This window comes from Rhizobium sp. BK060, assembly GCF_014193145.1.
Lineage (GTDB): Bacteria > Pseudomonadota > Alphaproteobacteria > Rhizobiales > Rhizobiaceae > Rhizobium.
The window spans coordinates 149,558-165,283 of the sequence record NZ_JACHYW010000011.1 but is presented as its reverse complement, the minus strand read 5'-3'; the positions used below and the strand labels follow the sequence as shown (position 1 = coordinate 165,283).

Here is a 15,726-nt window from a genome sequence, read left to right as displayed (position 1 = left end):
CGCATCGCCGTCTCTTCAATCCGACCAGGCATCACGGCGCACCGATTGTGAGTTCGGCGACGAAATCATAGGCATCACCGCGGTAGAGCGAGCGGGTGAATTCGACTGCGCGCCCGGAGCCCAGATAGGAGATACGTTCGATCGACAGTCCTGCTGCGCCGACGGGGACGCCGAGCAAGTGCGCATCGGCCTCTTTCATGTTGGTCGCCGAAATCCTCTGAACGGCACGCACCGGACGGACCTGGCGACGCTCGAGTTCCGCATAGAGCGACGTTGTCACAACGAAGGGATCCGGCAGGAATTCGCCGGAAACGCTGGCGTTTTCAATTGCCAGCGGCTGGTCGTCGGCGATGCGCAGACGGCTAAGGCGCGAGACCCTGACATCGGTCGCGAGGCCGAGAATCATCATTTCATCCGGCGAGGGCGTATGAATGCCCTTGTGCAGCCATTCGGAGCGCGAGGTCATTCCACGCCGAGCCATATCCTCGGTAAAGGAGGTGAGCTGCGAGAGGCGCTGTTCGACCTTCGATACCGGCTTGGTCACGAAGGTGCCGGAGCCGTGACGGCGGACAAGCAGGCCGTCGGCGACGAGTTCATCGATCGCCTTGCGCACCGTGACCCGGCTGACCGTCGCAAATTCGGCGATGTCGCGCTCGGGCGGCAGGGCATCGCCGTGCCTGAGCGTGCCCGTGCGGATGGCATCTTCCAGCGTGCGCCGCAGTTTGACGTAAAGCGGGCCGGTGCCGCCGGCCTGAAGGCGCTCGGGGGAAAGGAGGCTTGCAAAATCATCCGTCATGCCGCGCCTCTTCCTTCCTCGCGCAAGAACTTCACTGCGAGCTCGATGGCGCCCTGCAGGACATCGCCCTTCGGCTCTTGCAGCAAGGCGATGTGGCGCTCTGCAATCCACGGACGATAAGCCTTGGCCAGGCCGCCGAGCAGGCAGATGGCGTGGCATTCCGGCCAAAGCAGGGCATCCAGGCTCTCGCCGATCGAGGCTGCCGCGTTCTGCACGATCGCCGTCGCAACCGGATCGCCTTTCGCGGCAGCCTCAAAGACGACGGGCGCATAGCGGGCGAAGTCATTGGGACGGGAGACATGGGCAAACTCGACGACGCGCTCGGGATCATCGCCATACTCGGCCATGACCGTCTGGGTGACCGGCGAGGGGGGGCGCACACCGTCATGGGCGAGCAGAGACTGCTCCAGAAGGTCGCGACCGAGGCGGGCGCCGCTTGCCTGGTCACCGACAACGAATCCCCATCCGCCGATGCCGTAAAGCTTTCCGTCGCGGCGGGCATTGTAGACAGAGCCGGTGCCGAAGGCGCCAATCACGCCGTCGCAATCGCCGAGCGCTCCCTGGAGTGCCGTCGTCGCATCGGTGACGACACGACGTCTGGCAAAGGGCAAGGCACGCTCGATGCGCGCGGCATAGTCGCCCACATTTGCGCCGGCGACGCCAATGACGGCCGCAACGCTGGAAACGGTTTCAGGCAAGAGACCGGCGTCGCTCAATGCGTTTTTCGCCGACGCGACGATGTTGAGCAGCGAGCTATCAAGGTCGGACAGGATGTTCGATGGGCCGGCCGTGCCACGGCCCAGGATACGTCCTGTCGCATCCGTGACTGCGGCGCGGCAGCTGGAGCCGCCGCCATCAATGCCGATCGTAAGTTCTGTCATTGAACCACCAAAAAAATCCGCTCATTTCCCTTGTTTTCATTACAATACCAAAAAAATACCATTTACCAAGCCCAAAGAGACTTAAAAATTCATCCTATTATCATATTGATTTTAAATACTAAAATTTTTAATGGCGTTTTTCTGTCGTCGAAACGTTAAAATTGGCTGGACAATTGGTATTTTTTTGGACTTAATTCCATCAAAGGGAACAGCGCATCGGGCAGCGATAAACCGGCAGGATAAAGATAAGCCGGGCCACTCGATGGAATGTGGATCCGGCTGTAGCGGCTCAGTCGCTCTCAAGTCGCTTTTCGCAATCAGTTTTCCCTTTCGTCGCTGTGCCGGGCCGGTTTTCGGTCGGGTGCGCTATCTGGTCGACGGGTGCTTTGCCCGCCGAGCCGATTTGAGCTTTCGGGCCGGCAGTTGCTGACGGCCCTCAGGGGGCGGTGGGTGCCATCTCATGCACGCAACCGCTCGTTTCAGGTCAAGAACAGCGCCTCATCGGCGCTCAAAACAGGAGAGGGAAATGAAGAACACCGCACTGAAAGGCTTCCTGCTGGCCTCGAGCCTGCTGACATCCGTGGGCTTTGCTCATGCCGCCGACGTCACGCTGACGGTCGAAAGCTGGCGTAACGACGACCTGCAGATCTGGCAGGAGAAGATCATCCCGGCATTCGAAGCCAAGAACCCGGGTATCAAGATCGTCTTCTCGCCGACGGCGCCGACCGAGTACAACGCTTCGCTGAATGCCAAGCTCGACGCCGGCTCGGCCGGTGACATCATCACCTGCCGTCCGTTCGATACATCGCTCGAACTGTTCAAGAAGAAGCAACTCGTCGATCTGACCAGCCTGGCTGGCATGGAGAACTTCACGCCGGTTGCAAAGGCTGCCTGGTCGACCGACGACGGCAAGTCCACTTTCTGCGTGCCGATGGCCTCGGTCATCCACGGCTTCATCTACAACAAGGATGCGTTCGACAAGCTCGGCATCTCCGTTCCAAAGACGGAGGACGAGTTCTTTGCCGCGCTCGAAAAGATCAAGGCAGACGGCACCTACATCCCGCTCGCCATGGGCACGAAGGACCTCTGGGAAGCCGCAACCATGGGCTACCAGAACATCGGCCCGAACTACTGGAAGGGCGAAGAAGGTCGTTTGTCGTTGATCGAGGGCAAGCAGAAGCTGACGGATGCCGGCTGGGTCAAGCCCTACGAGGAGCTTGCCAAGTGGAAGCCTTACCTCGGCGACGGCTTCGAAGCGCAGACCTACTCTGACAGCCAGAACCTCTTCACGCTCGGTCGTGCGGCGATCTACCCGGCCGGTTCCTGGGAAATCGCGCTGTTCAACAGCCAGGCGCAGTTCAAGATGGGTGCCTTCCCGCCGCCGGTTCCGAAGGCCGGCGACCAGGGCTATATCTCCGATCATCCGGATATCGGCGTCGCTCTGAATGCCAAGAGCACGCATGCCGAAGAAGCCAAGAAGTTCCTGAGCTGGGTTGCTTCCAGCGAATTCGCCGACATCTACGCGAACTCGCTGCCGGGGTTCTTCAGCCTGAATTCGAACCCGGTCAAGATGACCGATCCGCTGGCTCAGGAGTTCGTTTCCTGGCGCGGCCCGTACAAGTCGACAATCCGCTCGACCTATCAGATCCTGGGGCGCGGCACGCCGAACCTCGAAAACGAGACCTGGATTGAGTCGGCGAACGTCGTCAACGGCACGGATACGCCGCAGGTGGCTGCCGAGAAGCTCCAGAAGGGCCTCGACGGCTGGTACAAGCCAGGCAAGTGATGAAAGCTGAGGGGCGGCGCCAGCCGTCCCTCACTTCGGCTCAAAGCCAATTTCGTATCCGCTGTTCCTCTCCCCGCCGCCTTCGAAACCCGAAGCGACGGGGAGACGACTAGAGGGACGGGCGTTCTGCCCGCAGTGTCAGACGCGCTGCGCCACAGGTGCAGCCAAGAAGAACAGGCAAAAGCCATGAGCGAAGCCGAATCCGCTATCGATGTCGTTCCCATCAGTCGCCCGGTGCGCTGGCACATCGGCGTCTTTCTTTTCCCGGCATTCGTCGTCTATTCGGCGATCATGATCCTGCCGCTGATCGAAACGCTGAGGCTTTCGTTCTACAACACCGTCGACGGCGCGCCTGCCTTCGTCGGGCTCGCGAACTACAAGGTGTTGTTCGGCGATGCGCGCTGGGCACGCGACTTCTGGAATGCGCTGGTCAACAACTTCATCTTCTTCCTTATTCACATGTGTGTGCAGAACCCGATCGGCATCGCGCTGGCCGCGCTGCTGTCGACGCCGCGGCTTCGCTTCGTGGCGTTCTACCGCACGGCGATGTTCCTGCCGACGTTGCTTTCCTTTGTGATCGTCGGTTTCATCTGGAAGCTCATCCTGTCGCCGATCTGGGGCGTTGCTCCGTGGCTGATGAGCCTCGTTGGCATGAAGTCGCTTTTCGCCCCATGGCTCGGGCAATCCGGACCGGCGCTGATCGCTGTGTCGCTGATCTCCAATTGGCAATATATCGGCATTCCGATGATGCTGATCTACGCTGCGCTGCTCAGCATCCCGGAAGAAGTGATCGAGGCCGCCGAGTGCGACGGCATCACCGGCTGGGCACAGTTCTGGAAGATCAAGCTGCCGCTCATCCTGCCGGCCATCGGCATCATTTCGATCCTGACTTTCGTCGGCAACTTCAATGCCTTTGACCTGATCTACACGGTACAAGGCGCACTTGCTGGCCCCGACATGTCGACCGATATTCTCGGCACGCTGCTTTACCGCACCTTCTTCGGTTTCCAGCTCCAGCTCGGCGACCGCTCAATGGGCGCCACGATCGCGACGGCCATGTTCCTGATCATCCTCGCCGGCGTGTCGTTCTATCTCTTTGCTATCCAGCGGCGCCTGCGCCGGTACCAATTCTGAGGAGTGTGTCATGTCCAATAGAGCACGCACATCCCCCATCCGCACCGGCCTCGTCCACCTGGCGCTCATCGGCTATACGCTTGTTGCCATCTTCCCGGTGTTCCTGACGATCATCAACTCGTTCAAGGACCGCAACGCGATCTTCCGTTCGCCGATGCAGGTACCTACGCCCTCGACCTTCAGCCTTGTCGGTTATCAGACCGTGCTGGGGCAGGGCGACTTCGCCACCTACTTCCAGAACAGCTTCATCGTAACCGTCGTTTCGATCTTCTTCGTGCTGTTGTTCGGAGCGATGGCGGCCTTCGCGCTCTCGGAATACAAGTTCAGGGGCAACACACTGACTGGTCTTTACATGGCGATCGGCATCATGATCCCGATTCGCCTCGGCACAGTCGCCATTCTCCAAGGCATGGTAGCCGCTGGCCTCGTCAACACGCTGACGGCGCTGATCCTCGTCTACACGGCTCAGGGCATTCCGCTGGCGATCTTCATCCTGTCGGAATTCATGCGGACGGTTTCCGATGACCTAAAGAATGCCGGTCGCATCGACGGGCTCTCGGAATATTCGATTTTCTTCCGGCTGGTGCTGCCGTTGGTACGCCCGGCCATGGCAACGGTTGCCGTCTTCACGATGATCCCGATCTGGAACGACCTCTGGTTCCCGCTTATCCTGGCGCCATCCGAAGCAACCAAGACCGTTACTCTCGGCTCGCAGATTTTTATCGGGCAGTTCGTGACCAATTGGAACGCCGTGCTTGCCGCGCTGTCGCTGGCGATCCTGCCGATCCTCGTCCTTTATGTCATCTTCTCGCGGCAGTTGATCCGCGGCATTACATCGGGAGCGGTCAAGTGAGTGCATCCGACACGCCAATCCGCGTCCTGGTTGCCGGCCTCGGCAACATGGGACGCAGCCATGCGCTGGCCTATCACAGCAATCCCGGCTTCGAGATTGTCGGGCTGGTCAACCGCTCGATGCCTGATCTGCCGGAGGAACTGAGGGGTTACAAGATCCATTCGGATTTCAAGATGGCGCTCACCGAGTTGAAGCCTGATCTCTGCGCCATCTGCACCTACTCGGACACGCACGCCGATTATGCGGTCGCTGCCTTCGAGGCGGGTTGCGACGTCTTCGTCGAGAAGCCGCTGGCGACAACGGTCGCCGATGCGGAACGTGTGGTCGCGGCGGCAAAGAAGGCTGGGCGGAAGCTGGTGATCGGCTACATCCTCCGTCACCACCCGTCCTGGATGCGGCTGATCGAGGAAGCGCGCAAGCTCGGCGGGCCGTATGTCTTCCGCATGAATCTCAACCAGCAGTCCAGCGGCCCCACTTGGGAAACCCACAAGTCACTGATGCAGACGACGTCGCCAATCGTCGATTGCGGCGTGCATTATGTCGATGTCATGTGCCAGATCACCGACGCCAAGCCGGTCGAGGTGCGCGGCATGGGACTGCGCCTTTCGGACGAAATCGCGCCCGATATGTACAACTACGGCCAGCTGCAGGTGCTGTTCGAGGATGGTTCAGTCGGCTGGTATGAAGCCGGCTGGGGCCCGATGATCTCGGAAACGGCGTTCTTCGTGAAGGACATCATGTCGCCGAAGGGATCTGTGTCGATCGTGATGGACCCGAACGCCAAGTCTGACGACATCGACGCTCACACCAAGACCTCGGTCATTCGTCTGCACACGGCGGGGACCGGACCTGATGGCAAGTTCCTCAGGCCGGACGAGGATATGACGATGGCGGGAGAACCTGGCCATCAGGAACTCTGCGACCGCGAGCAGGCCTTTATGCTGAAGGCTATTCGCGAGGACATCGACCTCAACCGCCACATGGCAGACGCCGTCGCTTCGTTGCGCATCTGCCTCGCCGCCGACGAAAGCGTGCGTACCGGACAAGCCGTCAAGCTCCAAGAGCCGGCCAAACGATAAGGAATACGACGAGTGGGATCGCTTCAACTCAAATCCATCCGCAAGACTTACGGCACGCACGAAGTGCTGAAGGGCATCGACCTGGAGGTCAAGGACGGCGAGTTCGTTATTTTCGTTGGACCTTCGGGTTGCGGAAAATCGACGCTTCTGCGCAGCATTGCCGGATTGGAGGACGTCACCTCGGGCGCCGTTCTCATCAATGGCAAGGATGAGACGCTGACGCCTCCCGCCAAGCGCGGTATCGCGATGGTGTTCCAGTCCTATGCGCTCTATCCGCACCTGACGGTCAAGGACAACATGGGCCTCGGTCTCAAGCAGGCCGGCACGCCGAAGGACGAGGTCGACAAGCGGGTGAACAAGGCATCGTCGATGCTGTCGCTCGAACCGTATCTCGCCCGGCGCCCGGCCGAGCTTTCCGGTGGTCAGCGCCAGCGTGTCGCCATTGGCCGCGCGATCGTCCGAGAGCCGGCGCTCTTCCTTTTCGACGAGCCGCTGTCGAACCTCGATGCCGCCTTGCGTGTCCAGACGCGTCTCGAGATCGCGCGCCTGCACCGCAGCCTCAAGGCAACGATGATCTACGTCACCCACGACCAGGTCGAGGCGATGACGCTTGCCGACAAGATCGTGGTGCTGAATGCCGGCGCGGTCGAGCAGGTCGGCTCGCCGATGGAGCTCTACAACCGCCCCGCAAACGTCTTCGTCGCGGGCTTCATCGGTTCGCCGATGATGAACTTCATTCCGGGCGACAAGGTCGCCGATGCCGGCGCAAAGACCGTTGGCGTCCGCCCGGAGCATCTGACCCTTTCGCGCGAACATGGCACTTGGCGGGCGAAGGTCGTCCATGTCGAACATCTCGGGGCGGACACGATCATCTATCTGGAATCCGAACAGTGCGGTCTCATCACCGCGCGGCTCTTTGGCGAGCACAAGTACGAGCCCGATGAGTTCGTCTATGCGACGCCGGATACGGCCCACATGCATCGCTTCGATGCAAATGACAAGGCGATCCGCTAGCTAGGCCCGCCACGAACCAAAGGCCCCGCGATCGAGCGGGGTCTTTCGTTTCTACCGATCAGCCAAGGACGGGCCGCATGAAACTGCGCTCGTAGCTGATGATGCTTCGGTTACGTTTATCGAGATCGAACGCGGCCTGGGATTCCGGGTCGGCTGCCATGCGGGTACGGTAATCTTCGTAGGCCGCGAAGCTCGGGAACGAGAACAGCGCGATAGCAATGTTGTTGGCGCCCTCGGACGGCAGGAAATAACCGTGATGCGTGCCGCCCATTCGATTGACGATCGGGATCCAGAGTCGAGCATACTCCTCGAATTCGGCGATCTTGTAAGGGTCGATCGTGTAACGCAGATAGCAGGTAATCATTGAAACATCCGGTTTGAGGCCATGCCGGTGCGGTCATGGCAGGGGGTATGGTGCTGACTTTGCTGAACGAAAACGTTTCAGCTGTCGTTGCGCATCAAGGTCGCTATTCCAAGCAATTTCCGGCGCCGCAAGATGCAGCGCCCGGAAATGCGGAAGCGAGTGTGGCAAAGCCGCAAAACATGAGCGCGGCCCTGCCCGCGTGGTCAGTCGCGGATGACGAGGAGGTCGGCCGCCATGAAGCGAAGCGTAACGGTCTCGCCCGCGACCGGGGGCGTTACGCCGGGGCTGTTGAACATGTCGAAGGAGATGACGTTGCCGCCGACGTTCATGCGCGTACGGATGACAGAACCGAGGAAGTGGGCGGACACGACCTGACCGGTCAGCTTCGTATCGCTTGGCGTTCCCTCAGCCAGCGATCCGGCCTCCGGACGCAGGGCCAGCGAGACGGTATCACCAGCCTTGAAGGCGGCGACCGACTGCTTCAAGGTCACGCCCTGATCGCCGATCTGGATACGGTTGGCGGCCGGATCGACGACCTTCGCCTCGATCATGTTGAGCGTGCCGACGAAGGAGGCGACGAAGCGCGTTGCCGGCGTGTTGTAGATCTCGAATGGCGTTCCGATTTGGTCGGCACGGCCGGCGTTCATGACGACGATACGGTCGGAGATCGAGAGGGCCTCTTCCTGGTCGTGCGTCACGAAGACGGTGGTGATGCCGAGCTTCTGCTGGATGGCGCGGATTTCCTCGCGCAACGACACGCGGATCTTGGCGTCAAGGGCTGACAGTGGCTCGTCGAGCAGCAGCACCTGCGGGCGTACCGCAAGGGCGCGGGCAAGCGCCACGCGCTGCTGCTGTCCACCAGACAGTTGATAGGGATAGCGGTCGGCAAGATGATCGAGCTTGATCAGCCCGAGCATTTCCTTGACGCGCTGATCGATCTCCGTCGCCTGCTCACCGGCGACCTTCAGGCCGAAGGCGACATTGTCGTGAACGGTCATGTTGGGAAACAGCGCATAGGCCTGGAAAACCATGCCGATATTGCGCTTGTTGGGCTTCAAATTGTTTTGCTCTTTGCCGCCGATGGCGATGCGACCGGCCGAGGGCGCTTCGAAGCCTGCGATCATGCGCAGGACCGTTGTCTTGCCGCAGCCCGACGGGCCGAGGAACGAGATGAATTCACCCTTCTCGATCTGCATGTTGAAGTCATGCACGACCTGCGTTGCGCCGAAGGATTTCTTGAGGTTTGCGAGTTCGAGAAAAGCCATGAAACCAGATACCTTACGACTTAGCCGGGGCGGCTTTGTGGAAGCGGGAGACGAGTTGCAGCAGGCCCATGCTGAGCCAAGTGATAGAGAAGGCGATGACGGCCAACGCCGACGGCTCGTAGGCGCGATTGGCGCCGACCAGCTGCAGGTATGGGCCGAAAGCCGGACGATTGAGGAGCGCGGCCATGGTGAATTCGCCCATGACGATCGCAAGAGTGATGAAGGCGCCCGAGAGTACGCCGCTCATGACGTTCGGGAAAATGCACTTGAACAAGATCGTCGTCCAGCTTGCGCCGAGGCTTTCGGCCGCTTCCGTCAGCGTGCGGACGTCGATCGCGCGCATGGCGGTGTCGACGGCGCGGTACATATAGGGCAGCGACAGCGTCATGTAGGAGAGGACGAGCAGGATGTTCGTACCTGTCGTCGAGCCCGTCAGCGGCAGGATCGAGGAAGAGTTGTACATTCTAAGATAGCCGAATACGATCACGATTGCCGGGATAACCAGTGGCAGCAGCGTGATGAACTCGACGATCGGGCGGATCTGCGGCAAGCGCAGACGCACCCAATAGGCAGTCGGCACCACGAGCAGCATACCGAAGACGATCGTCAGCAGCGCCATCAGCATCGAATAGCCGAAGGTTTCGCGGAACTGCGCCTCAGAGAAAACCGAAGCGTAGGCATCGAAACTGTAGGCGCCGCGGCGCATGCGTAGCGAGAATTCGATCGTGGCAATGAGCGGCAGCACGAAGTAGATCGCGCCGAATGCGATGGCGATCCAGGCTCCAAGGCGTGATGTCTTCATTTTTGCCACCGTTCAGCGCGCATGCGCAGCAGGATGTAGAGGAGGTTGGACAGGCCGGTGATGACGATCATGCCGAGCGCGAGCGCGTAGCCCAGGTTGGCGTTGTGAAGCACGTCGCCGCGGATCTGTGCATAGAGCAGGATCGGCACGATGTTGAGAGAGCTACCGGTCAGCGCGTAGGCGGTGGCGATGGCGCCGAAGGCATTCGCGAAGAGAAGCAGCGTCGTGCCCATCAGGCTCGGCCAGAGGATCGGAAAGGCAACCATGCGCCAGTACTGGCCATTGGTCGCGCCAAGGATCGATGCGGCTTCCTTCCACTCCTTCTTCATGCCGTCGAGCGCCGGCGTCAGGATCAGGACCATCAGCGGGATCTGGAAGTACATGTAGGTGAGAGTTAGCCCGAAGAAGCTCAGCAGGTTGAAGCCGGTGGAATAGAGATTGAAGCCGAACCAGTCGCGCAGCAGGACGGTCACGAGCCCGGTGCGCCCGAGCGTGGCGAGGAAGGCGAATGCAAGCGGTACGCCCGCAAAATTGGAGGCGACGCCGGAGAAGGTCAGGAGGCCCGAACGAACCCAGTTCGGCAGACCGCCGAGCACGACCGCCCAGGCGAGAAAGAAGCCGATCAGCGCGCCACCCAAGGCTGATGCCACGGACACCTTGATACTGATCCAGTAGGCGCTGAGGATCGACGGCGTGAAGAGATCGACGATATTCTTGAGGGTCAGGTCGCCTTCCGGCGTCAGGAACGCGCCTGCGACCAGATAAAGCGTCGGTATGATAAGGAACATCGCAGCAAAGATCATGAACGGCGCGATGCCGAGCCAGTCTACGATCCTGTCGCGGTTTATCATGGGCGTGGCTGGGGCCGCGGATGTTGAAACAGTGGTCATAGACGACAGCCTTATCGGGGCAATGAAGAATGAAACCTCTCCGCCACGAGGGCGGAGAGGTGCTGCGTCAGAGATTACTTGACGTTGGCGCCGACGACGCTGTCCCACTTGGTGGTGATAGCGGTCTTGCCAGCAGCCTGCTCGGCGAGCGTCGGGAAGACTGCCTTTTCATAGGAAGCAGCCGGCGGCAGCTTGTCGAGAAGTGCCTGCGGGACCTTCTTGTTCTTCGCCAGATCGTTGAAGCGGATCGGGTGGCAATAGCCCTTCAGCCAGCCAAGTTGACCTTCGTCCGAGTAAAGGTATTCCATCCAGAGCTTTGCAGCGTTCGGATGCGGAGCAAAGGCGGAGATCGCCTGGACGTAAACGCCGGCAACGACGCCCGAAGCCGGAACGACGACTTCAGCCGGCGGGTTGCCCTTCAGCGTATCGCGCCAGGAGAGACCATTGTAGTCCCACGCAACGACGATCGGGGTCGAGCCCTGAGCGAGCGAAGCGGACTTGCCGATCACAGGAACGAGGTTGCCGGCCTTGTTGAGTTCGGCGAAGTAAGCGAGACCTGCTTCACCAGCCTTGGTCGCATCCTTTTCACCGGCTGCGATGCCAGCGGCATAAACGGCCTGGACAGCCTGGTTCGACGCGCGCGGATCACCGGCAAGTGCGATGCTGTTGGCGTAGTCCGACTTTTTCAGGTCGGCCCAATCCTTCGGCACTTCCTTGATGATGTCGGTGTTCACGACGAACGACAAAACACCGTAGTAGTCGCCGTACCAAAAGCCGTCAGCATCCTTGGCACTGTCCGGAATGGAGTCCCAGGTCGAGACCTTGTAGGGCTGGATCAGGCCGTCTGCCTTTGCCGAGGGGCCGAAGGAGAGGCCGACGTCGATGACGTCAGGAGCCTGCGGGCCGGTGTTACCCTTGTTGGCCTTGATGGCTTCGATTTCGTCGCCCGAGCCTGCGTCCGGGTTCAGTTCGTTGACCTCGAGGCCATACTTAGCCTTGAAGCCGGCAATGACGTCGCCGTAGCCGCACCAGTCGTGCGGAAGCGCAATCGTCGTCAGCGTGCCTTCCTTCTTGGCGGCAGCGATAAGTTCAGCGCTTGGCTCAGCGGCTGCGATTGCAGTCGAAGCAACGACAATCGCAGTAGAAAGCGAAAGCATTTTCGAAATATTAGAGATCACTGTTGTTCTCCTTCGGGTTTTCAGTGTCCGACGATGCTGTTACTGACGTTACGTGAAGCTTTCGTGACAGTTTGGTGACGTTCTTTTTTCTTTGTATAGCAGGCAGTTGGCGGCGATGTTTCATTTACAACACGCTGTTCGCTCGACCGTCTCACGTCATCTATCTGTCTTATTTTCCCTCCTAGCTGAGTTTGCGGAAAAGTCTGGTTTGCTCGAATAGGCCCTCCAGGGTTTTCATACGTTCTTTCGTCTGGTCCCAAGTCGAGCTCTGAACGGCTTCGATGAGAGCTTCGACGATGAAGAGAGTGACGACAGACGAGTCCCAGGCCGATGGGGCCTCGATCTGCACGCGGAAGCTGTGGCGCGCGAGCTTGGCAGCAGGAGAGCCCCATTGGTCGGTAAAGACGACGATCTCGGCGCCGCTTTTGCGAGCGGCGGTCGCGAGGCTGACCATCTCCTGCTCGTAGCGGCGGATGTCGAAGATGACCAGCAGGTCGCCGGGACTCATATTGAGCACGTATTGCGGCCAGCTGCTGGAGTTCGATGACAGCAACGCCGTGTTCGGTCGAATGACCTGCATGTGGGTGAAGAAGTACTCGGCCAGCGCGCCGGTAATGCGTCCGCCGACGAAGTAGAGGCTGCGCTTGCGATCGGACAGCAGGGAGGCAACGCTGTTGAAGGTGGCCGTATCCAGGCCGCTCAGCGTCTGACGCAGGTTGCCCATGATTGCGTCGGCAAAGCGGTTGAGAATGTGCGTTCCCGGCGCATTGGAGGCCCAGCGGTCATGCTTGGTGATAGGGTTCGAGATCGTCGCTTCGACCTCTTGATGAAGGTGCGCCTGGAAGTCGGGATAGCCCTTGAAGCCCAACTTCTGGACCATGCGCACGACTGTCGGCGTCGATACGCCGGCATTTTCTGCAATCGTCGTGATGCTCCCCAGTCCGGAGACGGGGTAGTTGTCCAACAGGCTCTCAGCCAATTGCTTTTCGGCCCGCGTAAGCGTGCCAAAATGCGAATGGATTACGTCCGAAACTGTCTTCGACGCAGCGGTCACGCGATCTGCTCCCCGGGATTGGTCTTGTGCCACTTTCCCACCGAAAGTTAACAACGCTGTCACAATCCATGTCAACTACCGTCATGAAAAGAAATTTTCAGGATGCGCTTGACAGTCGTCGGAACCTGAAGAATTCTTTTCTTATACATTCTTTATTAATGATCGGGATGCGGCTGTGGTGCCTGCTCAGTTCAAGGTCCTAAGCGAAACGGAAGGGGGGTGCGTTTCGGTCGAGCGGCCGACCGGCAAGAGCCCGTTGCTTGTGATCTGCGAACATGCGTCCCGCCTCCTGCCTGAACGCTACGGAACGCTCGGTCTGTCCGGCGAGGCCTTGGAAAGTCATATCGCATGGGATCCAGGCGCATTGGCAGTTGCCCGCGGGATTTCACAAGCGCTCGATGCCACGCTCATTTACCAGCGGTTCTCGCGATTGATCTATGATTGCAACAGGCCGCCGGAGTCTCCGGGGGCGATGCCCTCGAGAAGCGAAATCTACGATATTCCGGGCAATGCCAATCTCAGCGCGGAAGAACGCCTCATGCGCACCGAAGCATTGTATATTCCTTTCCACGACGCCATTCGCGCACTGATTCGCGATCGCATGGCGAGGGGGCAGGAGACGGTGATTGCAACAGTCCATAGCTTCACTCCGGTGTACCACGGGAAGACGCGCACCGTGGAAATTGGTATACTGCACGACGAAGACAGCCGCTTTGCCGACAGCGTTTTGAACGCCGCATCGACCGGCTCGCCTCTCTACAAAATCGAACGCAACGAGCCCTATGGCCCTGCGGATGGCGTGACCCACACGCTGATCCTGCATGGGCTATCCAACGGGCTACGCAATGTAATGATCGAGGTCCGCAACGACCTCATCTCAGACGAAGACGGTCAAGGGGTCGTGGCCGACTATCTGACGGGGCTTCTCCAGCAAAGCCTGGACGCCTGACAACGAAGAAAAAGATCCCAGGGGGCAGTCTAACTGCGATCAGCCCGAAGGCGAAAACGTCGCGGGCACTTTGGCACTGGATGATCACCCGCAATCCCGCGGCTGATCGCTAAACAGGGGGAAGTCATGTCCGACTACACGGATCACGACAAAAAGCAGGATATGCACATCCTGCACTCCATGGGCTACGCCCAGGAGCTGGAACGGCGGATGAGCTCGTTCTCGAACTTTGCGGTCTCATTCTCTATCATCTGCATTCTTTCCGGCGGCATCAACTCGCTGGCTCAAGCCACGGCGGGTGCTGGCGGTGCGGCCATCGGCATCGGTTGGCCGCTCGGGTGCTTCGTTTCGCTGGTGTTCGCTGTCGCGATGGCGCAGATCAGCTCGGCCTATCCGACTGCAGGCGGCCTCTATCACTGGGGCTCGATCCTCGGCAACCGTTTCACCGGCTGGCTGACCGCCTGGTTCAACCTGCTCGGTCTTGTCACGGTTCTCGGCGCGATCAATGTCGGCACCTACTACTTCTTCATGGGCTCGTTCGGCACCAGCTATTTCGGGCTGACCGATACCACCACCGTTCGCATCCTGTTCCTGGTGATCATTACCGGTGCCCAGGCGCTGGTGAACCACATGGGGATCGGGCTGACGGCGAAGCTCACGGATTTCTCGGGCTACCTGATCTTCGTAACGGCAATCGCCCTTGCTGCAGTTTGCCTGCTGGCAGCGCCGTCCTACGACATTGCCCGTCTCTTCACTTTCGCCAACTATTCCGGCGAAGCCGGCGGCAACGTCTGGCCGTCGACCTCGGGCGCCTGGGTGTTCCTGCTCGGCCTCCTGCTGCCGATCTACACGATCACCGGCTATGACGCTTCGGCACATACCTCGGAAGAAACGGTCAAGGCCGCCCATTCCGTTCCGCGCGGCATGGTCGCCTCCGTTCTTTGGTCGGCGCTCTTCGGCTACATCATGCTTTGCGCATTCGTGCTGATGCTCCCGAACATGGACGATGCGGCCAAACAGGGCTGGAACGTGTTCTTCTGGGCCATGGACAGTCAGGTCAATCCTGTCGTCAAGGATCTGCTCTACCTCGCCATCTTCGTCAGCCAATGGCTGTGTGGTCTGGCGACGGTGACCTCGGTCTCCCGCATGATCTTCGCCTTCTCGCGTGACGGCGGTCTGCCGGCATCCAAGGCTCTTGCCAAGGTCAGCCCGAAGCACCGCACGCCGGTTGCCGCCATCTGGACGGGTTCGATCCTCTCTGTTCTGTTCGTCTGGGGCTCGTCGCTTGTTTCGATCGGCGAGACCCCGGTTTACACGATCGTCGTCTCGTGCACGGTCATCTTCCTGTTCTTCTCCTTCGCGATCCCGATCACCCTCGGTCTCTTCGCGTGGGGCACGTCGAAGTGGGACAAGATGGGACCATGGAACCTCGGCGAAGGCACGTTCAAGCTGTTTGCGGTCCTGTCGATCCTGGCGATGATGCTGATCTTCGTCCTCGGCATTCAGCCGCCGAACCAGTGGGCGCTTTACATCACTGTCGGCTTCCTGGTCCTCACCGGTATCGTCTGGTTCGGCTTCGAAAGCCGCCGCTTCAAGGGCCCGCCGATCGGCGACGAGGTTGCGCGTCGTCAAGCCGAGATCGCGGCTGCCGAGAAGGCCGTTGGCGAAGCCTGAGGTTTCG

Annotated in this window: 15 protein-coding genes; 7 read left to right on the top strand and 8 right to left on the bottom strand. The window is 59.9% G+C overall.

Features of this window, described 5'->3' with window-relative positions; genetic code table 11:
- Positions 1–31: 31 nt before the first annotated feature.
- Together FHT71_RS14555 and FHT71_RS14550 are read right to left on the bottom strand one after the other, a co-directional pair.
- Positions 32–796 carry a GntR family transcriptional regulator gene (locus tag FHT71_RS14555; RefSeq protein WP_183720491.1) on the bottom strand — a complete coding sequence of 255 codons (765 nt, stop codon included), beginning with the start codon at positions 794–796 and terminating at the stop codon, positions 32–34.
- Positions 793–1,677, bottom strand: a complete 885-nt coding sequence (locus FHT71_RS14550; RefSeq protein ID WP_132590662.1) for an N-acetylglucosamine kinase — start codon at positions 1,675–1,677, stop codon at positions 793–795. Before FHT71_RS14550 ends, FHT71_RS14555 begins: the two co-directional genes overlap by 4 nt.
- A 526-nt stretch (positions 1,678–2,203) precedes the next feature.
- Here FHT71_RS14550 and FHT71_RS14545 point away from each other — a divergent pair.
- From FHT71_RS14545 to FHT71_RS14525, 5 genes are all read left to right on the top strand, one after another.
- Positions 2,204–3,463 (top strand): ABC transporter substrate-binding protein, encoded by a 1,260-nt coding sequence (locus FHT71_RS14545; protein WP_132590664.1) that lies wholly within the window; start codon positions 2,204–2,206, stop codon positions 3,461–3,463.
- A gap of 186 nt (positions 3,464–3,649) precedes the next feature.
- A complete protein-coding gene (locus FHT71_RS14540) occupies positions 3,650–4,597 on the top strand; it encodes a sugar ABC transporter permease (RefSeq protein WP_007802410.1) in 948 nt (315 codons plus the stop codon).
- A 10-nt stretch (positions 4,598–4,607) separates the two neighbouring features.
- Positions 4,608–5,450 (top strand): carbohydrate ABC transporter permease, encoded by an 843-nt coding sequence (locus FHT71_RS14535; protein WP_007802408.1) that lies wholly within the window; start codon positions 4,608–4,610, stop codon positions 5,448–5,450.
- Positions 5,447–6,529, top strand: a complete 1,083-nt coding sequence (locus FHT71_RS14530; RefSeq protein WP_132590666.1) for a Gfo/Idh/MocA family oxidoreductase — start codon at positions 5,447–5,449, stop codon at positions 6,527–6,529. Before FHT71_RS14535 ends, FHT71_RS14530 begins: the two co-directional genes overlap by 4 nt.
- 12 nt (positions 6,530–6,541) lie before the next feature.
- Complete coding sequence (locus tag FHT71_RS14525; RefSeq protein ID WP_132590668.1) at positions 6,542–7,543, top strand: ABC transporter ATP-binding protein; 1,002 nt, start codon at positions 6,542–6,544, stop codon at positions 7,541–7,543.
- Between the two features lie 58 nt (positions 7,544–7,601).
- Here FHT71_RS14525 and FHT71_RS14520 read toward each other — a convergent pair whose 3' ends face one another.
- The 6 genes from FHT71_RS14520 to FHT71_RS14495 form a co-directional block, all read right to left on the bottom strand.
- Positions 7,602–7,907, bottom strand: coding sequence for an NIPSNAP family protein (locus FHT71_RS14520; RefSeq protein ID WP_132590670.1), 306 nt, complete (start codon positions 7,905–7,907; stop codon positions 7,602–7,604).
- A gap of 203 nt (positions 7,908–8,110) precedes the next feature.
- Positions 8,111–9,172, bottom strand: coding sequence for an ABC transporter ATP-binding protein (locus FHT71_RS14515; protein ID WP_183720488.1), 1,062 nt, complete (start codon positions 9,170–9,172; stop codon positions 8,111–8,113).
- 13 nt (positions 9,173–9,185) lie between these two features.
- Entirely contained in the window at positions 9,186–9,974 is a 789-nt protein-coding gene (locus FHT71_RS14510; protein ID WP_007802398.1) for an ABC transporter permease, read from the bottom strand.
- Complete coding sequence (locus tag FHT71_RS14505) at positions 9,971–10,864, bottom strand: ABC transporter permease subunit (protein ID WP_007802396.1); 894 nt, start codon at positions 10,862–10,864, stop codon at positions 9,971–9,973. Before FHT71_RS14505 ends, FHT71_RS14510 begins: the two co-directional genes overlap by 4 nt.
- A 74-nt stretch (positions 10,865–10,938) precedes the next feature.
- The gene (locus FHT71_RS14500; protein ID WP_183720485.1) at positions 10,939–12,042 is read right to left on the bottom strand and encodes an ABC transporter substrate-binding protein; all 1,104 of its coding nucleotides are present in this window, start codon (positions 12,040–12,042) and stop codon (positions 10,939–10,941) included.
- 181 nt (positions 12,043–12,223) lie between these two features.
- Positions 12,224–13,096 (bottom strand): MurR/RpiR family transcriptional regulator, encoded by an 873-nt coding sequence (locus FHT71_RS14495; protein ID WP_132590671.1) that lies wholly within the window; start codon positions 13,094–13,096, stop codon positions 12,224–12,226.
- A gap of 175 nt (positions 13,097–13,271) precedes the next feature.
- Between FHT71_RS14495 and FHT71_RS14490 the strand changes: the two genes are divergently transcribed.
- Positions 13,272–14,045, top strand: a complete 774-nt coding sequence (locus tag FHT71_RS14490) for an N-formylglutamate amidohydrolase (protein WP_132590673.1) — start codon at positions 13,272–13,274, stop codon at positions 14,043–14,045.
- Between the two features lie 126 nt (positions 14,046–14,171).
- Entirely contained in the window at positions 14,172–15,719 is a 1,548-nt protein-coding gene (locus tag FHT71_RS14485; RefSeq protein WP_007802387.1) for an amino acid permease, read from the top strand.
- The last annotated feature ends 7 nt before the right edge of the window (positions 15,720–15,726 follow it).